The 23,868-nt window shown below is 57.4% G+C and carries 23 protein-coding genes, 1 pseudogene and 1 other annotated feature; of the genes and pseudogenes, 23 read left to right on the plus strand and 1 reads right to left on the minus strand.

The annotated features are described in order from the left end of the window. Positions 1 to 41 precede the first annotated feature (41 nt). The 19 genes from spoVE (at position 42) to BG52_RS06460 (ending at position 19,463) form a co-directional block, all read left to right on the plus strand. Positions 42 to 1,139, plus strand: a complete 1,098-nt coding sequence (gene spoVE, locus BG52_RS06370; RefSeq protein ID WP_036581295.1) for a stage V sporulation protein E — start codon at positions 42 to 44, stop codon at positions 1,137 to 1,139. A 4-nt stretch (positions 1,140 to 1,143) separates the two neighbouring features. Further along, entirely contained in the window at positions 1,144 to 2,250 is a 1,107-nt protein-coding gene (gene murG, locus BG52_RS06375) for an undecaprenyldiphospho-muramoylpentapeptide beta-N-acetylglucosaminyltransferase (protein WP_036581298.1), read from the plus strand. 166 nt (positions 2,251 to 2,416) lie between these two features. Further along, positions 2,417 to 3,322 (plus strand): UDP-N-acetylmuramate dehydrogenase, encoded by a 906-nt coding sequence (gene murB / locus BG52_RS06380; RefSeq protein WP_036581300.1) that lies wholly within the window; start codon positions 2,417 to 2,419, stop codon positions 3,320 to 3,322. A gap of 15 nt (positions 3,323 to 3,337) precedes the next feature. Then, positions 3,338 to 4,621 (plus strand): UDP-N-acetylglucosamine 1-carboxyvinyltransferase, encoded by a 1,284-nt coding sequence (gene murA, locus BG52_RS06385; protein ID WP_036581302.1) that lies wholly within the window; start codon positions 3,338 to 3,340, stop codon positions 4,619 to 4,621. Between the two features lie 76 nt (positions 4,622 to 4,697). Continuing rightward, positions 4,698 to 5,444: a cell division protein FtsQ/DivIB gene (locus tag BG52_RS06390; protein WP_036581304.1), complete on the plus strand. Its 747-nt coding sequence runs from the start codon at positions 4,698 to 4,700 to the stop codon at positions 5,442 to 5,444. 264 nt (positions 5,445 to 5,708) lie between these two features. Beyond that, complete coding sequence (gene ftsA / locus BG52_RS06395) at positions 5,709 to 6,956, plus strand: cell division protein FtsA (RefSeq protein ID WP_036581307.1); 1,248 nt, start codon at positions 5,709 to 5,711, stop codon at positions 6,954 to 6,956. Positions 6,957 to 6,972: 16 nt separating this feature from the next. After that, positions 6,973 to 8,088 (plus strand): cell division protein FtsZ, encoded by a 1,116-nt coding sequence (gene ftsZ, locus BG52_RS06400; RefSeq protein WP_036581310.1) that lies wholly within the window; start codon positions 6,973 to 6,975, stop codon positions 8,086 to 8,088. 407 nt (positions 8,089 to 8,495) lie between these two features. Then, positions 8,496 to 9,434, plus strand: a complete 939-nt coding sequence (gene spoIIGA, locus BG52_RS06405; protein ID WP_051587549.1) for a sigma-E processing peptidase SpoIIGA — start codon at positions 8,496 to 8,498, stop codon at positions 9,432 to 9,434. Positions 9,435 to 9,468: 34 nt separating this feature from the next. Beyond that, the gene (gene sigE / locus BG52_RS06410) at positions 9,469 to 10,191 is read left to right on the plus strand and encodes an RNA polymerase sporulation sigma factor SigE (protein WP_036581313.1); all 723 of its coding nucleotides are present in this window, start codon (positions 9,469 to 9,471) and stop codon (positions 10,189 to 10,191) included. Positions 10,192 to 10,385: 194 nt separating this feature from the next. Then, entirely contained in the window at positions 10,386 to 11,168 is a 783-nt protein-coding gene (sigG, locus tag BG52_RS06415; RefSeq protein WP_036581315.1) for an RNA polymerase sporulation sigma factor SigG, read from the plus strand. Positions 11,169 to 11,297: 129 nt separating this feature from the next. Then, on the plus strand, positions 11,298 to 11,570 hold the full coding sequence (locus tag BG52_RS06420) for a YlmC/YmxH family sporulation protein (protein WP_036581403.1): 273 nt from the start codon (positions 11,298 to 11,300) through the stop codon (positions 11,568 to 11,570). Between the two features lie 61 nt (positions 11,571 to 11,631). Continuing rightward, the gene (gene pgeF, locus BG52_RS06425; protein ID WP_036581317.1) at positions 11,632 to 12,492 is read left to right on the plus strand and encodes a peptidoglycan editing factor PgeF; all 861 of its coding nucleotides are present in this window, start codon (positions 11,632 to 11,634) and stop codon (positions 12,490 to 12,492) included. An 18-nt stretch (positions 12,493 to 12,510) separates the two neighbouring features. Beyond that, positions 12,511 to 13,224, plus strand: a complete 714-nt coding sequence (locus tag BG52_RS06430) for a YggS family pyridoxal phosphate-dependent enzyme (RefSeq protein WP_036581405.1) — start codon at positions 12,511 to 12,513, stop codon at positions 13,222 to 13,224. Beyond that, entirely contained in the window at positions 13,221 to 13,670 is a 450-nt protein-coding gene (locus tag BG52_RS06435) for a cell division protein SepF (protein WP_036581320.1), read from the plus strand. Before BG52_RS06430 ends, BG52_RS06435 begins: the two co-directional genes overlap by 4 nt. Positions 13,671 to 13,674: 4 nt before the next feature. Continuing rightward, positions 13,675 to 13,944, plus strand: a complete 270-nt coding sequence (locus BG52_RS06440) for a YggT family protein (protein WP_190287478.1) — start codon at positions 13,675 to 13,677, stop codon at positions 13,942 to 13,944. Positions 13,945 to 13,957: 13 nt separating this feature from the next. After that, positions 13,958 to 14,740 (plus strand): YlmH family RNA-binding protein, encoded by a 783-nt coding sequence (locus BG52_RS06445; protein ID WP_036581324.1) that lies wholly within the window; start codon positions 13,958 to 13,960, stop codon positions 14,738 to 14,740. A 78-nt stretch (positions 14,741 to 14,818) separates the two neighbouring features. Then, positions 14,819 to 15,394: a DivIVA domain-containing protein gene (locus BG52_RS06450; RefSeq protein ID WP_036581326.1), complete on the plus strand. Its 576-nt coding sequence runs from the start codon at positions 14,819 to 14,821 to the stop codon at positions 15,392 to 15,394. Positions 15,395 to 15,463: 69 nt separating this feature from the next. Next, positions 15,464 to 15,745, plus strand: a binding site (T-box leader). A gap of 147 nt (positions 15,746 to 15,892) precedes the next feature. Next, positions 15,893 to 19,012, plus strand: a complete 3,120-nt coding sequence (ileS, locus tag BG52_RS06455; protein ID WP_036581329.1) for an isoleucine--tRNA ligase — start codon at positions 15,893 to 15,895, stop codon at positions 19,010 to 19,012. A 208-nt stretch (positions 19,013 to 19,220) separates the two neighbouring features. After that, on the plus strand, positions 19,221 to 19,463 hold the full coding sequence (locus tag BG52_RS06460; protein ID WP_223298933.1) for a DUF5665 domain-containing protein: 243 nt from the start codon (positions 19,221 to 19,223) through the stop codon (positions 19,461 to 19,463). Here BG52_RS06460 and BG52_RS06465 read toward each other — a convergent pair. Then, positions 19,457 to 20,215, minus strand: a complete 759-nt coding sequence (locus BG52_RS06465; RefSeq protein WP_036581335.1) for a TraR/DksA C4-type zinc finger protein — start codon at positions 20,213 to 20,215, stop codon at positions 19,457 to 19,459. The genes BG52_RS06460 and BG52_RS06465 overlap by 7 nt on opposite strands. 198 nt (positions 20,216 to 20,413) lie before the next feature. Here BG52_RS06465 and lspA point away from each other — a divergent pair, with 198 nt between their 5' ends. From lspA to BG52_RS06485, 4 genes and pseudogenes are all read left to right on the plus strand, one after another. Continuing rightward, positions 20,414 to 20,953: a signal peptidase II gene (lspA, locus tag BG52_RS06470; RefSeq protein ID WP_036581337.1), complete on the plus strand. Its 540-nt coding sequence runs from the start codon at positions 20,414 to 20,416 to the stop codon at positions 20,951 to 20,953. Further along, on the plus strand, positions 20,937 to 21,866 hold the full coding sequence (locus tag BG52_RS06475) for an RluA family pseudouridine synthase (protein WP_051587557.1): 930 nt from the start codon (positions 20,937 to 20,939) through the stop codon (positions 21,864 to 21,866). Before lspA ends, BG52_RS06475 begins: the two co-directional genes overlap by 17 nt. 211 nt (positions 21,867 to 22,077) lie before the next feature. Next, entirely contained in the window at positions 22,078 to 23,313 is a 1,236-nt protein-coding gene (locus tag BG52_RS06480) for an LL-diaminopimelate aminotransferase (protein ID WP_036581341.1), read from the plus strand. Positions 23,314 to 23,638: 325 nt separating this feature from the next. Next, a pseudogene (locus BG52_RS06485) lies at positions 23,639 to 23,868 on the plus strand (bifunctional pyr operon transcriptional regulator/uracil phosphoribosyltransferase PyrR); the annotation flags it as partial.

A 23,868-nucleotide genomic window follows, 5' to 3' on the forward strand; every position in this document is an offset into this window, starting at 1 on the left:
GGGGCCCGTCCCTACTTTCCGATGTAAGAGGTGTCGCTCGCATGACGAAAGCCCGAACTGCTCCCGACGTGTGGATGATCGGGTCGATCGCGCTGATTCTGGCCATCGGCCTGGTAATGGTGTACAGCGCAAGCGCCGTTCTGGCGTTCCACGAATTCGGCGATTCGTTCTATTATTTGAAGCGTCAGCTGCTGTTCGCCGCGCTCGGAATCGGCGCGATGACGTTTACCGCAAACACCGGCTATTGGGTGTGGCGCAAAACGGCGATGGCCGGTCTGCTCATTTGTTTCGGCCTGCTGCTCATCGTGCTTATTCCCGGCATCGGCGTCGTGCGCGGAGGCGCGCGCAGCTGGCTCGGCATCAGCTCGTTCGGCATTCAGCCATCCGAGTTCATGAAACTGGCGATGGTTATTTTTCTCGCCAGATATTTATCCGACAAGCAGCAAGCGATCATGTCATTCACGAAGGGCCTGCTGCCGCCGCTCGCCATTATGGGAACGGCTTTCGGGCTGATCATGCTCCAGCCGGATCTCGGTACGGGCGCGGTCATGGTCGGCGCATCGCTGCTCGTCTTGTATACGTCAGGCGCCCGGCTGGCCCATCTCGGTTCGCTGGCGATGGTCGGCGCGGCCGGTCTTGTCGGCCTCATCCTTGCGGCTCCGTACCGGCTCCAGCGCATCACGGCTTTTCTCGATCCCTGGCAGGACCCGCTCGGCGCCGGCTATCAGGCGATTCAATCGCTTTACGCGATCGGTCCCGGCGGCTTGATCGGCCTGGGTCTCGGCATGAGCCGCCAGAAATACAATTATTTGCCGGAGCCGCAGACCGATTTCATTTTCTCGATCGTGTCCGAGGAGCTCGGCTTCATCGGCGGCGCTGCCGTCATACTGCTGTTTCTCGTTCTCGTCTGGCGCGGTTTGCGGACGGCGATTCTGGCACCCGATTCTTTCGGCAGCCTGCTGGCCGTCGGCATTATCGGCATCGTCGCCGTACAGGTATTCATCAACATCGGCGTCGTCATCGGCATGCTGCCGGTTACCGGCATTACGCTGCCGCTTGTCAGTTACGGAGGGTCTTCCTTGACGCTTCTGCTGACGGCGCTGGGCATTTTGCTTAATATATCCCGTTATTCGAGGTGACGTTATGAGAGTCGTATTGACCGGAGGCGGTACGGGCGGGCACATCTACCCGGCCGCTGCCATCGGAAGGCAATTGGAACGGGAGGAACCCGGAACGGAGCTGCTGTACATCGGGACCGGGCGCGGTCTCGAAAGCCGGATTGTGCCTGAGCTCGGCATTCCGTTCGAAGCGGTCGATATTACCGGATTCCGCCGGAAGCTCTCCCTTGAAAATGTGAAAACCGTGCTCCGCTTCGTGCGGGGCGTATCCCGCGCCAAAAAATTGCTGCGCCGGTTCAAGCCCGATGCCGTTGTGGGGACAGGCGGCTACGTGTGCGGGCCCGTCGTCTACGCGGCCGCCAAGCTGGGCATTCCGACGCTTATCCATGAACAGAACGTCGATCCTGGGCTGACAAACCGTTTCTTAAGCCGCTATGCGGACGTGATTGCGGTCAGCTTCCGTGAGTCGCTTGAACGCTTCGGCAAGCACGGCCGTGTGCTGCATACCGGCAATCCGTGCGCGACGAACGCGTTGCAAGCGGATAAGATGCGAGGCTTCGGCTCGATCGGCGTTCCTGCCGGCGCGCCGATCGTCCTGATCGCCGGCGGCAGCCGCGGCGCCCGGGCGATTAACGACGCCGTGGTCGACATGGTCGATCGACTGGATGCGATGCCCGATGTCCATTTCGTATTTGTAACCGGCGATGCCGACTATGAGCGCACCGAATCCCGCCTCAAAGAAAGAGGGACAATGCCCTCCAACCTGCATCTTGTCCGCTACCTGAACAACATGCCGGAGGTGCTGGCCGCCTCAACGCTCGTCGTCAGCAGATCGGGAGCCTCGTTCCTGGCTGAATTTACGGCGCTCGGCATTCCTGCGGTTCTGATCCCGTCGCCGAACGTTACCGGCAATCACCAGGAGCCGAACGCGCGCAGCTTGGCGGACGAAGGAGCGGCCGTCATGATGCTTGAGCGGGATCTGTCGGGCGATACATTATACCGGGAAATTTCGGCCATCATCCATGACCCGGGCAAGCTTCGCGGGATGGGCGAAGCCGCGCGGTCGCTGGGCATGCCGCAGTCCGCAGAGATTATCACGGCGGAGCTCAGGAAGCTGGCGGGCAAGCGCTGATGCGTAATGGGCGATTGTCACACTCCCTGTTAGAAAGGCATAAACTATCCCATAATCGTGACTGCCGCCCGACGGCTGTACGGTTTCCGCGCCTGATCGGCCGGAAGGAAAGCGGAGGCTTGACGGACGAAGGGGCCGGTGCGATCCGGCATAAGGAGGAACGACTATGCAGCAACTGATCGAACAATTGAAAAAAGCCGGAGTCGGCACGGTTCTGCCGGGCGAGCTTTTGGCCGATTACACGACCTGGAAAATCGGCGGTCCCGCTGATGTGTTGATCGTTCCGAGCGGCAAGCAAGAGCTGCTGAGCGCCGTGCGCCTGCTGCAAGCGAGCGGCGTTCCATGGACGAATCTGGGTCGCGGGTCGAATATGCTGGTGAGCGACAAAGGTATCCGGGGCGTTGTGATCAAGCCGGGAGAAGGGCTCGATTACGCACGGTTCGAGGGCAACCGGGCGATCGCCGGTGCGGCCTTCTCGTTCATCAAGTTATCCGTGCTGGCCGGTAAGGAAGGATTGACCGGACTCGAATTCGCAGGGGGAATTCCGGGTTCGGTCGGCGGCGCCGTATACATGAACGCCGGTGCGCATGGGGCGGATGTGTCACGTATATTCCATTCAGCCGACATTGTTCTGGAAACGGGGGAATTGGTACGGTTCGGCCGTGACGACATGGCATTTTCCTATCGCCACTCGGTCCTGCACGAGACGCCTGGCGTCGTCGTCGAAGCGACCTTCGAGCTGGCGCCGGGAGACCGTAAGGAAATCGCGGCCGCCATGGCATCCTACAAAGACCGCCGACTGCGCACACAGCCGCTGCAAATGGCTTGCGCGGGCAGCGTTTTCCGCAATCCGACAGGCGATTATGCGGCCAGACTGATTCAGGAAGCAGGTCTGAAAGGCTACCGGGTCGGTGGCGCGGAAATCTCCGAGCAGCATGCCAATTTCATCGTCAATACCGGGCAAGCGACGGCAAACGACGTCCTCACCCTGATGGACCATATGCAATGCACCGTCAAAGCGACGTTCGGCGTTGATCTGGTGCCGGAAGTATTGGTTGTGGGTGAGCGTTAAATCGGAGGTGAACCATTGGACAAATTGGTAATCGAAGGCGGCAAGCCGCTCTCCGGAACGGTCGCGATCCAAGGCGCGAAAAATGCCGCTTTACCGATTTTGGCCGCAAGCATGCTGGTGAACGGCACGGTCATCATCGATCATGTGCCGGATCTGCTTGATATCGACGTCATGCTCGACATTTTACGAGACCTGGGCTGCCGGGCCGAGCAGATCGGACCGTCCGTCATCCTCGACACCGCTTCCGCCGACTCCTGCCATATCCCCGAGTGGCTGATGGGCCAGATGCGATCCTCGATATTTCTCATGGGCCCGCTTTTGGCGCGGTTCGGCAGGGTCGAGATCTATCAGCCGGGGGGCTGCGCGATTGGCGAACGAAAAATCGACATCCATCTTCGCGGACTGCAATCGCTCGGGGCCGTAATCGAAGAGGACGGCAACCGGATCGTCTGCCGAGCCGCCAAGCTTAAGGGAGCCGATGTCCACCTCGACTTCCCCAGTGTCGGCGCGACCGAAAACATCATGATGGCCGCCGTGCTGGCGGAGGGAATCACCACAATCAGCAACGCCGCGCGCGAGCCTGAAATTCAGGATCTTCAGCACTTTCTCAACTTGATGGGCGCCAACATCATCGGGGCCGGTACGGACACGATAACGGTTGAGGGCGTTCGCTCGCTCGTGCCATGTCGCTACCGCATCATACCCGACCGCATCGTGACCGGCACGCTCATGGTCGCGGCAGCAGCGACGAGAGGCAGCATCACGCTGCAGAACGCCAATCCCTCGCATCTGACCTCGTTGATTCACGTTTTGCGCCGCGCAGGTGTTCAAGTTACCGTTGACGGTGATATAATGAAGGTCGGCGGCGCCTCCAGACCGAAAGCGGTCGAGAGAGTCGTGACATCGCCGTATCCCGCTTTTCCGACCGATCTGCAATCCCAGGTGATGGTGCTGCTGGCTCTGGCGGACGGCGTAAGCGTGATGAAGGAAACGATATTCGAAGGCCGCTTCAAGCATGTCGACGAATTGACGCGTATGGGAGCAGATATCCGCGTTGATCTGAACTCGGCTGTCATTCGCGGCGTACCGCGATTGTATGGCGCTACGGTCGAGGCGACCGACCTGAGGGCGGGGGCAGCGCTTGTCATCGCCGGCTTGGCCGCGCAGGGGAAAACGGTCGTCGAACAGGTTCACCGGATCGACAGGGGATACGATCGGATCGAAACGATGCTCGGCCGATTGGGCGCCCGCATCTCCCGTTATTCCTCCGTTTCCAATAACCGGGTCGTACCTGGCTGACAAACTAATGCACACATCCTGGTTTCCTTCGCTGAAGGACCGGATGTTTTTTCGTGAGAGAAGGGACAAGTGCTCTATGGCTGAATCGATGCCTGCGCTGCGGCAGCCGAAGCAAGGGCCAACAAACAGCCGCAAGCTGCTGATCATCCTTTTGCTGCTGTTCGTCGTGCTGTTGTGTGTGTTGTTTTTTCGGTCGCCAATCAGTAAAATTTCCACGATTTCCGTTTCCGGACAACAATATATCGCTGCGGAAGACATTCGAGCCTCCTCGGGGATCGTCGAGGGGGATCCGTTTTTCTTCCCAAGCAAGGGCGAGATCGAGCGGCGAATCGCCAAGCTGAAGCCGGTTGAAGCCGTCATCGTCGATAAAACGTTTCCGGGCAAAATCGCAATAACGGTGAAGGAATTCCCGGCGGTCGCGTTTGAGCTGACGGACGATGGCTTCATCACCGCTATTTTGTCGAACGGCGCGACGGTAGGCAACGGCAGCAATTTCGTCGTCGACAAACCGATGCTGAGCGGATGGAAGAAGAATGACCCGAACAAAGCGGAGCTGACCCGCGTGCTGTCTGCCGTTCCGGATGAGCTGCTTTCCGATTTCTCGGAAATTATCCCCTATCCGTCCAAGTCTTATCAGGACCGGATCAAGATTTTCACGAGAACGAAATTCCAGATCGTGACGGCGGTCTCCCTGCTTGAAGCGAAGGCGGGCACCATACAAGCCGTTATCGAAACCCAGGAGCCCGGGAACGTGACGACGCTGCTTTCCGATTACTACGTGCCTTATGCGGCGAACCAAGCCGCCACGGATAAAGCGGAATGAAAAAGATACTACTCAATGCCATGAAACAATGATAGAATTTCATTCATGAAGTTTTTAGGAATATGATGCGATGCTCCCTCGCTGCCAGGTTGATGAGAATAATTGGCAGGCTGCAAATCATAAAAAAATTGTAGAAAAAAGAGGGAAAATATAAGGCGTGTTGAATAAGTAGAACAGTGTCTGCGGACTCGCAGTTATGTTAGTATTATATGATGTACTCCAACTATTTAGATTACATTTCTTTTGAAACGGAGGTGCCATGGGTTGAGCAGCAACGACATCATCGTCAGTTTGGACATCGGTACATCCAAAGTTCGTGCTATTATTGGGGAAGTTCAGAACGGAACCATTAATATTATTGGAGTTGGATCTGCCGACTCGGAGGGCATCCGAAAGGGAGCCATCGTGGACATTGACCAGACCGTGCAGTCGATCCGCAATGCGGTGGATCACGCCGAACGCATGGTCGGCATTCAAATATCCGACGTATATGTAGGCATTCAAGGCAATCATATTGCCCTTCAGACGAACCACGGAGTAGTTGCGGTTTCCAATGAGGACCGTGAAATCGGCGAAGAGGATATCGAGCGGGTACTGCAGGCAGCGAAGGTTGTCGCACTGCCGCCCGAGCGTGAAATTATCGGGCTTGTGCCCAAGCAGTTTCTGGTGGACGGATTGGATGGCATTTCCGATCCCCGCGGAATGATCGGAGTGAGGCTTGAGGTGGAAGCGACCGTTATTACGGGCGCCAAGACCGCGATACATAACCTCATGCGCTGCGTAGAGAAAGCGGATCTGCACATTACGGGCGTCATCCTCATGTCGCTGGCCTCCGGCCAAATGGCTTTGACCAAAGACGAAAAGAACATGGGAACCGTGCTGGCGGATATCGGCGCGGGTTCTTGTACGATAGCCGTGTTTGATCAGGGCAGCCTGGTCGCCACGTCGACACTTCCGGTTGGCGGGGAATACGTCACGAACGACATTTCGTACGGGTTGAGGACGCAGACGGAGCAGGCCGAAAAAATCAAGCTGAAGTTCGGTTGCTCGCTCGTCGACGATGCGGCGGACGACCAGAAGTTTAAAGTGATGCGTATGGGCAGCAATGTGGAAAAGGAATTCTCCCAGGTGGATTTGGCAAACATTATCGAACCGCGGATGCAAGAGATTTTCCATTTGATTCGCCAGGAGGTTCGCCGTCTCGGTTACGGAGACAAGGTGAACGGGTATGTGCTGACAGGCGGTGCGGTGTCAATTCCCGGCGCTCTTGCGCTGGCGCAGAGCGAACTGGAATCGACCGTGCGCATTGCGGTCCCCGATTACATCGGTGTTCGCGACCCCGCTTATACGAGCGGCGTCGGCATGATTCAATACGTCTCCCGGTATATGCGGAACCGTTCGGCCGGACCGGCCAAGAAAGCGGCCGTGCGCAAGCAGGGCACGCCTTCAACCGCGCCATCCAAGCCCGGACTGTTCGAGCGGCTGAAAAATATGTTTAGCGAATTCATTTGATCGGGGGAACCAAGAAATGCTGGAATTCGATTTCGATATGGAACAACTGGCGCAAATTAAAGTGATCGGCGTCGGCGGGGGCGGCAGCAACGCCGTTAACCGGATGATCGAGAACGGCGTCAAAGGCGTCGAGTTCATTACGGTCAACACCGACGCGCAGGCGCTGCATTTGGCCAAGTCTGAACATAAGCTTCAAATCGGGGACAAGCTTACGCGCGGCCTGGGCGCCGGCGCAAACCCTGAAGTTGGCAAGAAAGCGGCAGAAGAGACGCGGGATCTGATCGCGAGCACGCTGAAGGGTGCCGATATGGTGTTCGTCACGGCCGGTATGGGAGGCGGTACCGGTACGGGAGCCGCTCCGGTCATCGCGGAAATCGCCAGGGAATGCGGAGCGCTGACGGTCGGCGTTGTCACGCGTCCGTTCACCTTCGAGGGCCGCAAGCGGTCCGGCCAGGCCGATCTCGGCATCGAGGCGCTCAAGGAGAAGGTCGACACGCTGATCGTCATTCCGAACGACCGTCTGCTTGAAATCGTCGATAAGAAAACCCCTATGCTTGAAGCGTTCCGCGAAGCGGATAACGTGCTGCGCCAAGCCGTTCAGGGCATTTCCGACCTGATCGCGGTTCCGGGCCTGATCAACCTCGACTTCGCCGACGTGAAAACAATTATGACCGAACGCGGCTCCGCGCTGATGGGAATCGGTATGGCGGCTGGAGAGAACCGTGCGGCCGAGGCGGCGCGCAAGGCGATTATGAGCCCGCTGCTCGAAACGTCGATCGACGGCGCCCGCGGCATTATCATGAACATTACAGGCGGCGCGAATCTGTCGCTGTACGAAGTGAACGAAGCGGCTGAAATCGTCATCGCAGCGTCCGATCCGGACGTTAACATGATATTCGGCGCCAGCATCGACGAGGATATGAAGGACGATATCAAGGTGACGGTTATTGCAACCGGCTTCGAGATTAAGGGCGGCGGCCCGCGCCGCGGCTTGCCGGGGCAGGTACCGACCGACGCTCCGGAGGCGCGTTCGTCCTCGGCGCAGAATCTCAAGCCGTTCAATTCCAATCAGTCGACCGATCAATTGGATATCCCGGCATTTCTGCGCAAAAGTCCCCGCGGCGACCGTTGATCCGGAGCTTCATAAATCCCGCAGCACGGTTTGATGGTGCTGCGGGATTTTTTTGCGTTCTCGGCCGTTGCAGCGCGTTCCCGCCATCCGACGCTACCCGGCATGAATTTTTCTTCCTCGGGTCCAATCGCTATCGTTAGGGGAGCTCCGGCATCGTTTTTCGTCGAGCCATGCGGGGACCGTGTGCTGCCATAGGTCGAATCGGGCACTCTGTAGCGCTGCAGTCACGTACGAAAACTTCTCCTGCCCCGGCGGGGCGAGATGCCGCCCTCATCGTCAATCTCGACAAAAAAAGATCGGCCGTAACGGCATGTTTAGACAGACATTGAAATAAGATTAACCTATACTGATTTCAACCGTTAACCGACGCCCTGCCAAGCGGTTCGCTTGCCCGGACAGACAGGAGGGTGAAGCTCATCGTCGTTTATGCGGATCTCGTATTTGCCGTCAATTTCATCATCGACGGCTCGGTGCTGCTCATGACCGCGTGGGTGCGCGGGCTGCGGCCCGGGTGGCCGCGTCTGGCGGGGGCGGCGGCTATCGGCGCCTGTTACGTCGTCTTTATGTTCGCTCCGGCATTATCGTTCCTGTACACCTTCCTCGTCAAAATCGCATTGTCAATTATCATGCTCTGGACGGCATTCGGCTTCGGGAGCCTCCAGCATTTCACCCGCAACTTCGCCGCGTTCTACGGCGTTAATTTCGCAGCGGCCGGAGGCGTGCTGGGCATTCATTATTTGCTTCAAAGCTCGGGGGAGCTGTGGGACGGGATCTGGTTCGCTCGGACAGGCAAGCTGGGCTTTGAGTTTAATGCCGGGATTTGGTTCGTGCTTGCGGCGACGGCCGCTGCCTTGTATGTATACCGCGCCGTATGGAACGGGCGGAGGAAGCTGGAGAGGACGGAAGCGCATCTCGCCGGGGTCACCGTTACGATTGACGGCCGGGAATGGCATTGCACCGGACTGATCGATACGGGAAACCAACTTTACGATCCGCTGACGAGAACGCCGGTGATGGTGATGGAAGCGTCCTTATGGCAAACAGAGCTGCCTGCCGCATGGATGGAACGCATCCGCGATACGCACGTCGACAAGCTGCTTGCGGGTCTTGACGCGGACAATAGTCCATGGCGCGACCGGCTGCGGCTGGTGCCCTACCGCGGCATTAACCGTGGCACGCAATTCATGCTGGCGCTGAAACCGGACGGGGTCTGCATCGAGCAGAACGGTCGGATATTCGAATCGCATAAGGTGCTGATCGGACTGGATGGCGGGAAGCTTGTGTCGGACGGCACGTATCAAGCGATCGTCCATCCTTCATTGCTCGAGAGCCGGGACGCCGGTTGACTACGGAATATGGCAGACGAGGAGGATGGCAATCATGATAGTCAAGTGGAAATTGATCCTGCAGTTATATTATTACCGGTTTTTGTTTTTATTCGGATTAAAAAGCGAAGAGATCTACTACATAGGCGGAAGCGAGGCTTTACCCCCGCCGCTTACGCGGGAAGAAGAAGAGTATTTGCTGGAAAAGCTTTCTTCCGGCGACTCCGCGATCCGCGCGATGCTGATCGAGCGGAATTTGCGGCTTGTCGTATACATTGCCCGCAAATTCGAAAACACGGGCATTCACATCGAGGACCTCGTCTCGATTGGGGCCATCGGCCTGATTAAAGCCGTCAATACGTTCGATCCGGAGAAAAAGATCAAGCTCGCCACTTATGCATCCCGCTGCATCGAGAACGAGATTCTGATGTATCTGCGCCGCAACAGCAAAATCCGCACCGAGGTTTCGTTCGACGAGCCGCTGAACATTGATTGGGACGGCAACGAGCTGCTGCTGTCCGACGTGCTCGGTACGGAGAACGACACGATTTACCGGAACATCGAAGAGCAGGTGGACCGAAAGCTGCTTCACAAGGCGCTTGACAAGCTGTCGGAACGGGAGCGGACGATCATGGAGCTTCGCTTCGGTCTCAGCGACGGGGAAGAAAAAACGCAGAAGGATGTCGCCGACCAGCTCGGCATTTCCCAATCGTATATATCGCGGCTGGAGAAACGGATCATCAAGCGACTGCGTAAGGAGTTCAACAAAATGGTGTAGCTGCAGCCTCCGCTCGCGGGGGCTGTTTCGCTTTTTTGGAAAGGCCTTACCACAAGCGTAAAACGTTGATAAATCAACGTTTTTTTGTTTTTATCGGCTGGTTGCGGGCTTCTCCGGAAGGTGAACAGGCTGGAATAAAAAAGAAGCCCACGGGGATAATGTACAGTAATGTTTCTCCTTGGGAGGTAATCACATTGACCCGAAACAAAGTTGAGATCTGTGGAGTGGATACCGCAAAACTGCCCGTCCTGACGAACGCCGAGATGCGCGAATTGTTCACGGCGCTGCAAACACGAAACGAACTGGCAGCCAGAGAGAAATTGGTTAACGGCAACTTGCGCTTGGTGCTGAGTGTCATTCAACGATTCAATAACCGCGGTGAATTTGTGGACGACCTGTTCCAGGTCGGCTGCATCGGCCTCATGAAGGCAATCGACAACTTCGACCTTGGTCAGAACGTCAAGTTCTCAACGTACGCCGTGCCGATGATCATCGGTGAAATCCGGCGTTACCTTCGCGACAATAATCCGATCCGGGTGTCCCGCAGCCTTCGGGACATTGCTTATAAAGCGTTGCAGGTCCGGGACAGCCTAACGAACCTTAACTCGCGCGAGCCGACCATATTTGAAATTTCCGAAGCGCTGAACGTGCCCAAGGAGGATGTCGTATTCGCCCTCGACGCGATCCAGGATCCGGTCTCCCTGTTCGAGCCGATCTACCACGACGGCGGCGATCCGATCTATGTCATGGATCAAATCAGCGACGACAAAAACAAGGATGTCTCCTGGATCGAGGAGATCGCGCTCCGGGAAGCGATGCATAAGCTGGGCGAGCGGGAGAAAATGATTTTATCGATGCGTTTTTTCGAAGGGAAAACCCAGATGGAGGTGGCGGACGAGATCGGCATTTCGCAGGCCCAGGTATCGCGGCTTGAGAAATCGGCGATCCAGCAAATGCAAAAGCACGTTAAAAGCTGACCCATCTGCTTCAGGCGGCCCCACTCGGCCGCTTCTTTCATTTTTCAAGGACATTTATGGGCATGCGCACATATAGTGTAATAAGAGGACTTCCGGTCCCGATCCCAGTAAAGCGTGGTGGCGCAAGCGATGAAAATTTCCGACTTCCAAACGAAGGACGTCATCAACATCGTCGACGGCAAACGGCTCGGGCAGGTAAGCGATTTGGAGCTTGATTTGCGCCAGGGCCGCATCGATTCGATCGTCGTGCCGACCGACAGCCGGTTTTTTGGCCTGTTCGGGAGCGGAACGGAGGTCGTTATTCCGTGGCGGAACATCGTAAAGATCGGAGCGGACGTGGTGCTCGTTCGGCTTGACGAAACAAAGCTCTATAAGCAGGACGACGAGCCCCTTGCCCGGTAGGAAGCCCCGATTCGACCGCTGACGACAGGATGTGGTAAACTGGGCTGGAGGTGATGGCCGGATGGAGCCGTTCAAAATCGGGGGACGCAACGATGCGAAGGCGCCTTCGCTTTTTTTATTGCAGGCATGGATGGAACGCACGCCCGGACTGACGGCAGGTATTACGGGCCGGGAAGGCGGCGTCAGCGGCGAGCCTTGGCAATCGCTGAATTGCGCTTTGCATGTGGGCGATGCGGACGAATCGGTCATCCGCAACCGGCGCTCCGTGGCGGAAGCGGCCGGCTGGCCGTTCGAAGCGTGGACGTGCGGGGAGCAGGTGCACGGCGACGCCGTGTACCAGGTGGATCGCGCGGACAAGGGCAGGGGGCGCGAAAGCCGATTTGATGCGTTCCAGAATACGGATGCGCTTATGACGAACGTGCCGGGCGTGCTGCTGACGTCGTTTTATGCCGATTGCGTGCCGTTATTTTTTCTCGATCCGGGCCGCCGGGCGGTCGCGCTTGCGCATGCCGGCTGGAAGGGCACGGTGGCGGAAATCGCGCGCAAGACGGTGGAGGCGATGACCGAGGCGTACGGATCGGAGCCGTCGGGGCTGCTCGGCGCGATCGGTCCTTCGATCGGCGAATGCTGCTATGAGGTCGACGGGCCGGTTATCGCGAAGGTGACGCCGCTTGCCGAATCGCTCGCAGAAGCGGCCGGGGTAAGGAGGCATACGATGGTCGCGCCGCGGCCGGGAGGCAAAGCGATGCTCAACTTGAAAGAAATAAACCGACAGATTATGATAAAAGCAGGAATATTGCCGATGAATATCGAATTAACGGAAATATGTACCGGTTGCAGGCTGGAATCGTTCTTCTCGCACCGGATGGAGAACGGGGCCGCCGGACGTATGGCGAGCTTCATCGGATTTCAAGAGAGGTGAACGTCACCCTTGACGGTAATGGAAAGACGCAGCGAGGTCGAACGCCGCATCCGCGAAGCATGCGGAAGAAGCGGAAGGGCGCCCGAAGAGATCGGCATCATTGCCGTAACCAAATATGTATCGACCTCCACTGCGGTTGAAGCGTTGCGCAGCGGGCTGCCGAATCTCGGCGAGAACCGCTGGCAGGATGCGGAGCCGAAGTGGCGGGCGATTGCGGAACTGACGGAAACCGCTCCCGGTCCAATCCGCCCGGTCTGGCATTTTATCGGGTCGCTTCAAACGAACAAGGTGAAAGAAGTTGTAGGCCGGTTCATGTATATTCATTCGCTGGACAGGCTGTCGCTCGCGCAAGCGATCGACCGCAAGGCCGGTCAGCTCGGCATTACGGTTCCCTGCTTCATCCAAGTGAATGTGTCCGGCGAAGATTCCAAGCACGGACTTGCCCCCGAGCAGCTAATCGATTTCGCGCGTACGGTGGCTCCGCTGCCGAACGTCGAGATTGCAGGCCTGATGACGATGGCGCCGTTCGAGGCGGAGCCCGAGCAGACTCGGCCGGTATTCCGCAGCTTGCGCCTGCTGAGGGACGAGCTTAACGAACGCGCCGTGCTGCCTGCAGAGGCCAAGGGCTTATCGATGGGCATGTCCAATGACTTCGAAATTGCGGTAGAGGAAGGGGCCACATGGCTTCGGCTCGGAACGATTCTGGTGGGGAAAGAGGAGGCTGCGCAATGAGTGTAATGAACCGGTTTATGAATTTTCTCGGCTTGCAGGAGGAAGAAGAAATCGTTGAACGGGACCGTCAGCCGCAGGATGTCGAGCAAGAAAGTGAAACGTCTGCATTCGATCCGCGTAAAAGTATGAAAGGAAACAACGTCGTCAGCATCCATTCCCAGAAAAACGTGCGCGTCGTCTTGAACGAGCCCCGATCTTACGACGAAGCGCAGGAGATTGCGGACCACCTTCGGTCGAGACGCTCCGTCGTCGTGAACCTGCAGCGCGTGCGCAGCGACCACGCGATGCGCATCATTGATTTTTTGAGCGGCACGATATACGCATTGAACGGCTCGATATCGAAGCTTGGCCCGAACGTTTTTCTGTGCACACCGGACTCCGTCGAAATCCAGGGATCCATTACGGATATGCTGACGGAGGAGAATGACTATAACAAAATGAGGTGACATCGTGCCCCAAGAGGTAGTAAATTTCATCAACATCGTTCAACAACTATACACATTTGTCATCATCGCTTACATTCTGCTTTCCTGGCTGCCGAATGCGCGCGAGAGTTTCATCGGCCAGATGCTCGGCAAGGCTGTCGAACCGTATCTGTCGCCGTTCCGTCGTCTTATTCCGCCGATCGGCGGAATGCTGGATATTTCTCCGATCGTGGCCATTTTTGCGCTGCAGTTCATCGCGGCCGGCTTGATCGCAGTCATCGATTTCTTCGTCTAGGCGGCACAGGCTCATGCGAAACGATCTTTATGTGCATTTTCATCCCGATGAGCGGGCATTCGTCGACCGCGCGGCAGAGTGGATCGATCACGCGGCGAACCGGCACGAGGTGCGGCGGACCGATTTTCTGGATCCGCGCCAGTCGCATATCCTGACCGTTCTGGCGAACCGCGAACCAGACGCGCTGTTCCGGCTGGACGGCGGATACCAGGATGCGGAAAGGCGCCGCGCGATCATCGCGCCGGCCTACCGTGACATCGAGGACGAGCCGGCCGGTATTGTCGTGCTGTCCGTGAGCAGCGCCGATCAATCGGTGGCGCAGCTTGACCACGGCGATTATCTGGGCGCCATACTTGGGCTTGGCATCAAGCGCGATCGGATTGGCGATATCCACGTTCATTCCGACGGGGCGCATTTTCTGATCGCGGAAGAAGTCGCCGATTATATGAATATCAATCTTAGACAAGTGCACCGGGTTCATGTTCTGACGGACATTCTTCCAATCGGGCAGCTGCGGACGGTCAAGCCGGAATTGGAGGAAATGAGCTTTACGGTGGCTTCTTTGCGTCTGGACGGCATATGCAGCGACGTATACCGGATCAGCCGCGCGAAGATCGTCGATCCGATCCGGGCCGGGCGCTGCCGCGTCAATTGGAAAGCCGAGGAGGATCCGTCTACGCCTTTGAAGGAAGGAGACGTCGTATCTATTCAGGGGCTCGGCCGCTTTAAGGTGCTTACCGTGGAGGGCGTGACGAAGAAAGGCAGAATTCGGGTTCGAGCGGGTAAATTTATTTAGCGGCATGCAGGATTTTGGGCGGTTCTGTCGAATCTTATGATACCATCGTGAAATCGCCATTCATTAGGAGGTGCGCCAATGCCGCTTACGCCATTGGACATACATAACAAGGAATTCGGACGCCGTCTGCGCGGATACGACGAGGATGAGGTCAACGAATTTCTCGACCAGATCATTAAAGATTACGAGGCGCTGATCCGCGAAAACAAGGAGCTGCAGAATCAGGCGCTCAACCTGCAGGAGAAGCTCAACCATTTTTCGAATATCGAGGAAACGTTAAGCAAGACGATTATCGTCGCGCAGGAAGCCGCTGACGAGGTGAAGAACAACTCCAAGAAGGAAGCGCAGCTGATCATCAAGGAAGCGGAGAAAAATGCCGACCGGATCATCAACGAGGCGTTGTCGAAGTCGCGCAAGGTTGCGATGGAGGTGGAGGAGCTCAAAAAGCAGGCGTCGATCTACCGAATGCGTTTCCGCTCGCTGGTGGAAGCCCAGCTGGAACTGCTCAGCCAGGACGGCTGGGAGTCGCTTGAGGGAGGCAGCCTGCTGCAGCGCGAAAGCCGTGAAGGTCGCGAGCAGCGCGACGGCGGGGAAAACAGGTTGAGCCGCGAGCGCGAAACCCGAGAAATGCGCGAAGCGTTGGAGCGGGAATAGGGGCGAACGGCATTGACAATCCGCAACGTTCGGTGTATAACGATTGATAATGAATGAATGCAATTGACCTGAACTTCGTCGACGAGAACGAGTAAGCTGCGGGAATCGTTCCCCAGAGAGCCGGCATTCGCTGCAAGCCGGCGTTCGAGCCCCAGCTGAATATCCTCTCCGAGAAGCGCCGCCGAACGGGAAAGCAGTAAGCGACGCCGGGTGTCCGCCGTTATACGGAACGCAGACGACCTCGTCTCTGCGGCGAAGGTGCCGGAGCGCCTCCACGTTGTCTTATACAAGACCTCGCGGAGCTCGTGCCCGGAACAAGGGTGGTATCGCGAGTGAAGACTCGTCCCTGTTGGGGCGGGTTTTTTGTGTTTTAACGATAATGGCGCGGGGCGGCGGGCGGTAAGTCGGATTTTAAATATATTGCAGGCACAGTGGGACGATTGTGTGGATAGATGGCTACATTAATAACTGATCTTCGTATAGAAGGAGCGGATCTGGATGCAACGCGTGGATGTCAAGGAACGGGCAAGAGCCCGCGAGCTGCGTATTTTGAACAAATGGAATGAGGAGGACACGTTCAAGAAGTCGATTGAGAACCGGAAGGGCAAGCCGAACTTCGTCTTCTACGAAGGGCCGCCTACGGCCAACGGAGCGCCGCATATCGGTCACATGCTCGGCCGCGTCATCAAGGATTTTGTCTCCCGCTACAAAACGATGGCCGGTTACCGGGTGGTGCGCAAGGCCGGCTGGGATACCCATGGTCTCCCGGTCGAGCTCGGCGTCGAGAAGCAGCTCGGCATCTCGGGCAAGCAGGAAATTGAAAATTACGGCGTCGAGGCGTTCGTCCAAAAATGCAAGGCCAGCGTGTTCGAGTACGAACGGCAATGGCGGGAGCTGACGGAAGCGATCGCTTATTGGACTGACATGGACGATCCGTACATTACGCTGAATAACGGCTATATCGAGAGCGTCTGGCATATCCTGTCGACGATTCATCAGAAAGGGATGCTTTACCGCGGCCACCGCGTCAGCCCGTATTGCCCGGCCTGCCAGACGACACTGAGCTCGCATGAGGTGGCGCAAGGTTATGAGGATGTGAAGGACCTCAGCGCAACGGTCAAGTTCAAGCTGGCGACTGGCGAGTCGATTCTCGCGTGGACGACGACGCCGTGGACGCTCCCCGCCAACGTGGCGCTGGCAGTGAACCCGAAGCTGACTTACGCCCGCGTGTCCCAGGCCGGCGAAACGTACATGGTGGCGGAAGCACTGGTCGACAGCGTGTTCAAGGGTGAATTCGAAGTCGTCTCCAAGCTGCAGGGCTCCGAGCTGGTCGGGCTGTCCTACGAGCCGCCGTTCCGTTATGTGCAGGTGGCAAAAGGCCATGTCGTGCTCGGCGACGATTTCGTCAGCGATACGAGCGGTACGGGTATCGTGCATATGGCGCCTGCACACGGCGAGGACGACTACCGTGTCACCCGGCAGCACGGCATCGATTTTGTCAGCGTGGTCAACAACGCCGGACGCTTTACTGATGAAGTGACGGAGCTGGCAGGCCGTTTCGTCAAGGATTGCGATGTCGACATCGTGAAAATGCTGAGCGAGCGCGGTCTGCTGTTCTCCAAGGAACGGTATGAGCACAGCTATCCGTTCTGCTGGCGCTGCAAAACGCCGCTGCTCTACTACGCGACGGAAAGCTGGTTCATCAAGACGACGGCCGTCAAGGATCAATTGATCGCGAACAATGCGACCGTAGACTGGTATCCCGGACATATCCGCGAGGGTCGCTTCGGCAAATTTCTTGAGGATCTGGTCGATTGGAACATCAGCCGCAACCGCTATTGGGGAACGCCGCTTAACGTATGGGTGTGCGGCGATTGCAAGGGCGAGTACGCCCCCGGAAGCCACGCGGACCTGCGCGCCCGCTCGGTCGAGCCGATTCCGGAGGACCTCGAGCTGCATAAGCCTTATGTCGACGAGGTGCATCTGAATTGCCCGCATTGCGAGGGCGGGGTGATGACGCGCACGTCTGAGGTGATCGACGTCTGGTTCGACAGTGGCTCGATGCCGTTCGCGCAGCAGCATTATCCGTTCGAGAACGAGAAGCGCTTCGAGGAACAGTATCCGGCGGACTTCATCTGTGAAGGCATCGACCAGACGCGCGGATGGTTTTTCAGTCTGCTGGCCGTGTCGACGCTCTACAACGGCAAGGCGCCGTACAAAACGGTCATTTCAACCGGCCACATCCTTGACGAGAACGGGCAAAAAATGTCCAAGTCGAAGGGAAACGTCATCGATCCTTGGGAAATTATCAACGAATACGGCACCGACGCGTTCCGCTGGGCGCTGCTGTCGGACAGCGCGCCTTGGAACAGCAAGCGGTTCTCCCGCGGCATCGTCGGCGAGGCCAAATCGAAGGTGATCGACACGATCGTCAATACGCACGCGTTCTTTGCGCTGTATGCGACCATTGACGGATACAAGCCGGGAAAAAGCGCAGAGCTGCCCGCCTCGTTGGCCGCGCGGTTAAACAGCGGCCAAGCGAACAAGCTGGACCGCTGGATCGTCTCCCGCCTGAACACGTTGGCCGGGCAGGTATCCACCGGGCTTGAAGCGAACGATTTCCTGAATCCGGCGAGAGCGATCGAATCGTTCGTCGACGAGCTCAGCAATTGGTACATCCGCCGTTCCCGCGACAGGTTCTGGGGCGAAGGACTGACGGAGGACAAAACGAATGCGTACGAGACGCTACAGTTCGTGCTGCTGACGCTGGCCAAGCTGATCGCGCCGTATGCGCCTTTGCTGGCGGAAGACGTATACGGCAACCTCGGCGGAGAAGACAGCGTGCATCTGGCCGACTATCCGAAGCCGGTTGACGGATTGTCCGATCCGGCGCTGGAGCAGGATATGGAAGCGACTAGGCAAATCGTCGAGCTCGCCCGTAACGTGCGTAATGAATCAGGCATCAAGACACGCCAGCCGCTATCCGCGCTGATTGTGTCGCTCGACCGTGAATTCGATCTGGCCGGCTATGAGGACATTATCAAGGATGAAATCAATGTCAAGTCGATCGTGGTTGAGAACAGCGACAGCGGCTTTGTGGATTTCACAATGAAGCTGAACCTGAAGGTGGCGGGCAAAAAATTCGGCAAGCATGTCGGCCCGATCCAGGCATATCTGAAGGCGCTCGGACCGGACGAAGCGAGAGCGGCCGTTCAATCCGGAGGACTGTCCTTCGCCACGGCCGGTGGCGAGACAGTGGACATTGCGCTTGACGAGCTGCTCGTCGAGAAGCAGGCGAAGCCCGGTTATGCCTCGGCTTCCGGGAACGGGGTGAACGTGGCGCTGAATACGGACATTACGCCTGAGCTTGAGCAAGAGGGCTGGGTGCGGGAGGTGATCCGGGCCGTTCAGGATCTTCGCAAAAAGCTCGATTTGCCGATCGAAAAGCGGATCGTGCTGACGCTCGATGTCGATGACGAGCTGCGCGCGGCGCTTGCGGCTTTCGAGAGCGTTCTGTTTGAGAACGTGCTGCTTACGAGCGTCGATTACAAGAGCGAAGAAGGAATGGAGTCGGTGCAGCTTGGCGACAAGCGGGTCGGAATCCGGATCGGCGGATAAGGGCATAATGGAATAACAGGCAAAAAAACGAGCTCCCGGTACGGGCATGGCTGCTTGCACAGCGCAAGCGCGACGCCCGGGGCTCGTTTTTCGCGTACATATGGCGGAACTGGAGGAGACGACCGTGGCTGAACAGCTTGAAAATCCGAATGCGACGCGTCAGGCTCTGGATGCCGTGAACAAGCGGCTGGAGTCGATTTCCAACGATATGGAGCGGGCGAAAATCGCCGAATACGTCGATTTGCTCAACCGTCCCTTGTCGCTGATGTGGCGCAACCTGCTCGGAGGCACCGCGCGCGGTGTGGGCATCGCGATCGGCTTCACCATTTTTGCGGCGTTGATCGTGTATCTGTTGCAAATGCTGGGCAAGCTGAATCTGCCGATCATCGGCGATTTCATCGCGGATATCGTGCGCATCGTCCAACATCAGCTGGAGGGCCGGGCTTACTGAGAAGGATTGGGGCTTTGGCCTGCGCTGTCATCCGCTTCCTGGTCGACTTCCGTCCATTCCAGCTCGCGGTCGCCCTCGCGGCTTGCCAAATATTCGCGATATTGGCTGTTGCGGATGACCGCTACGTGGCGCCCGGTAATGTCGGTGGCGAGGAAGCTCTCGATCGGCTCGACGAACCCTTCGTGCTCGCCGGCTTCGATTGTGGATTCCTCGTAATCGGCCGACGGGTTTTCGGACAATGCGGGTGAGTTCGAGTTGCCGTAGCTTTGCACGATTTGCCAGGCGTCCTCGCCGTCAAAGCCGTTATAGGAATCTTGCTCGTCCATGCTGGTGCGGCCGAATGGGGGATTAAGCAGCTCTTCCTCGACGGGACGGTCGAACGGCTTCATCTGGCGCGGGGAATGCTGGACGCAATACAGCGTATCCGGCAAAGCCTGCAGTCGCTCGAGCGGAATACTATGGCCGCAGGTGCGGCAAAGCCCGTAGGTGCCTTGATCCATCGCCTCAAGCGCCTCGCCGATGCGGCGCAGATGCCATTCGTCCCGCTCGAGCAGCGAGAGGTCCTTGCCCTTCTCAAACGTTTCAGTGCCGAGATCGCCGGGATGGTTGTCGTTGGTGGACAGCTCGTTGGTGTACCAACGCTGCGACTCCGCCATGCCGTAATGATCGTTCGCGCGCAATCTGTTCTCAAGCAGCTCCCGATCCTCGATCAGGCGGGCTCGAAGGGCGGTCAGCTCGGTCAGCTCAAACATATGATGGCCTCCTTGTCCTGTTTCGTCGAGTATTAGCTTTCGCTATCGTGCGATTTTTTAGAAGGCGGCGCGGCGGACTATGATTGGCGTAAATGGAAACGAGTATAGTCGACGGTCCACGATTATGCTACAATATTTTGGTACATGCCTATGCCGGCAGCTGTTGCCAAAGACGCACAAGAAGTGAGGGGAACCTGTTTGAAAGCCTATTATTACTGGATTGCCGGACTCGTATTCGCCATCGATCAACTCGCCAAATGGATCGTGTCCACCCAGATGGAGCTGTATCAGCAAATTCCGATTGTCGGCAACTTTTTTCTGCTTACTTCGATCCGCAATCCCGGAGCCGCTTTCGGCATTTTGAAGGGGCAAAGCTTGTTTTTTATTATCATAACGATTGCCGTGGTATCGGGACTTATCTGGTACATTGAACGGAACAAGCGGAGCGGCAAAACGCTGCTGCTCGCTGCTCTGGGCCTGGTGCTCGGAGGTGCGCTCGGCAATTTTGTAGACCGGGCGGCGTTCGGCGAGGTAGTCGATTTCCTGCAGTTCAATTTTGGTTCTTACACGTTTCCGATCTTTAATTTCGCGGATACGGGTATTGTAATCGGTGTGGGCCTCATCATGCTGGACTCCCTGTTCGACATGAAGCGCGACAATGCCAAAACAGCCAAGGATGGAGAACATACGAATCATGACAGTCAACCGATTGCCGGAACCGATGAATCCGCACGCTGAAGAGACGTTCGAGTTGGCGGTCTCCGAAGACTTCGCCGGTGAGCGGATCGATAAGTACGTGGCGGAATCCGTCGAGGACGGCGTCTCCAGAACGCAGGTGCAGGATTGGATCAAGTCCGGCGCCGTGCTCGTGAACGGACGCTCCGTCAAAGCTAATTACAAACTTGCCGCAGGCGATGTCGTAACGGCGCAGCCGCCCGAGCCGCAGGAAGCGGCGATCGAGCCCGAGGCGATTCCGCTTGATATCGTGTATGAGGACGAGGACGTGATCGTGCTTAACAAACCACGGGGAATGGTTGTTCATCCGGCCTTCGGCCATACGTCGGGCACGGTCGTGAACGCGCTTCTCCACCATTGCCGCGACCTGTCGGGCATCAACGGCGTGCTGCGCCCGGGTATCGTGCACAGGATCGACAAGGATACGACAGGTTTGCTGATGGCTGCGAAAAATGACCGGGCTCACGCATCGCTGGCTGAGCAGTTGAAGGAACATACCGTCGTTCGCCGGTACGTCGCGCTTGCCCACGGCAATCTGCCGCATGATCACGGCACGATTGAAGCGCCGATCGGGCGGGATCCGCATGACCGCAAAATGTTTACCGTCACGGAGCGGGGGGGCAAGCACTCCGTCACGCATTTCTCGGTGCTCGAGCGGCTGGGCGATTATACGCTGCTGGAGCTGAGGCTGGAGACGGGCCGCACCCATCAGATCCGTGTGCATATGAAATACATCGGCCATCCGCTTGCCGGCGACCCGGTCTACGGCAGGGCTAAATCGATTCCGCTGAACGGACAAGCGCTGCATGCCGCCGTCCTCGGCTTTGAGCATCCCAGAACCGGCGAGCGTCTGCTGTTCGAAACGCGGCTGCCGGCCGATCTGGAGGATGTGCTTCATAGGCTTCGCACCCGCTAGCGGGTGCGTTTTTCTTGTGCAGCGAACCGTCTTGCGGAATAATGCAAATTTTTAACTACTTATTGCATTAAGCGCCTGCCGAAAGTGCGTTATGCTATTGACAGCCTGACAGCCTGACAGCCTGACAGCCTGACAGCCGGATACCATGTATAGCAAGCAATAAGCCATTAGCGATAGAGCGGTACCACAATCGGAAAGGTGATGAATTCGAATGACTCAGATCAATCAGAACTTTTTGGAGCTGCAGGGCAGCTATTTGTTTTCGGAAATTGCCAAGCGTCGCACGAAATTCATGCACGAAAACCCGGATGCGGACATTATCAGTCTCGGCATCGGCGACGTAACGCGCGGCTTGCCGGACGCGGTGATGACAGCGATGCATGCGGCCGTCGACGAGCTGGCGCAGCCAAGAACATTCCGTGGCTACGGGCCGGAGCAGGGCTATGATTTTCTGCTGCAGGCGATCGTGGAGCATGATTACAAGGCACGCGGCATCGACATTGCGACGAACGAGGTGTTCGTAAGCGACGGTTCCAAGTGCGACGTGGGCAATATCCAGGAGATTTTCAGCCAGGATGCGGTGATCGCCGTTCAAGACCCGGTATATCCGGTATATGTCGATACGAACGTGATGGCAGGACGCTCGGGCAAATTCAACAGCGAGACGAACCAGTACGAGAATATCGTTTACCTGCGCTGCGATGCAAGCAACGACTTCAAGCCGTCCTTGCCGGACCGAAAGGTCGACCTGATCTACTTGTGCTACCCGAACAATCCGACCGGCATGACGCTCACGAAGGGTGAGCTCAAAGCGTGGGTCGACTATGCGAAGGAGAACGGCTGCATCATTCTGTTCGACTCCGCTTACGAGGCGTTTATTACGGAGGCGGACGTGCCACGCAGTATTTATGAAATCGAAGGCGCGCATGAGGTGGCGATCGAGTTCCGCAGCTTCTCGAAGACGGCGGGCTTTACCGGCGTGCGCTGCGCCTATACGGTCGTTCCCCGCGCGCTTAAAGCGAAGGATGCGAGCGGCAACGAAGTGACAGTGGCCGACCTCTGGAACCGCCGCCACACGACGAAATTCAACGGCGTTTCCTATGTGACGCAGCGCGGCGCAGCCGCCATTTATTCGCCTGAAGGCAAACGGCAAATCACGGAGCTCGTCGACTACTACATGACGAATGCCGGCATTATCCGCGACGGCTTGAAATCGCTGGGCCTGCAGGTGTACGGCGGTGTAAATGCGCCTTACATTTGGCTGAAGACGCCGAGCGGCCTTGACTCGTGGTCGTTTTTCGACAAGCTTCTGGGCGAAGCGAACATCGTCGGCACGCCGGGCGTCGGCTTCGGGCAAGCCGGCCAGGGGTACTTCCGTCTGACGGCATTCGGCAGCCGGGAAAACACCGAGAAAGCAGTCGAGCGCATCACGAAGCTCAGTCTGTAAAAAGGGCGCGCATCTGTCGTCCGGCTGCTCTTGACTTCACCGGCCTTACGTGGGATAATTCTTCTAATGAAGCGCCGATTGCTGTCGGTCGGTGTATGATCCCAGTACCTTTAATTCAGTCCCGTGAGACTGGCAAGGTAACGTGAACCGGATAAAGGATCCTCCGCCCCTGCGGAGCGGCTTGTCACAGCCGCACCCGGGCGATTGGCATCATCCTCTAACCTGTTGACTCCTTGCGGCCTCCGCAAGGAGTTTTTTGCCGTATTTTGACGTGTTGGGTCGGAAGTCCCGCATGACGAGCTTGTCGAAAGGAGGCCGCATCCCTATGAGCGAAGAACGGCATGTCATTATGGATGAGACCGGCATACGCCGGGCGCTGACACGGATCGCCCATGAAATATTGGAGAAGAACAAAGGCATAGACGATTGCGCATTTGTCGGCATACGCACGAGGGGCATCTACCTGGCGCGCAGAATCGCCGAGCGGATCGCCGAGATCGAGGGCAAGCCCGTGCCGGTGGGCGAGCTGGACATTACTTCTTATCGGGACGACCG

It is taken from the genome of Paenibacillus darwinianus (genome assembly GCF_000598065.1).
In the GTDB taxonomy this organism is placed as follows: Bacteria; Bacillota; Bacilli; order Paenibacillales; family Paenibacillaceae; genus Paenibacillus_I; species Paenibacillus_I darwinianus.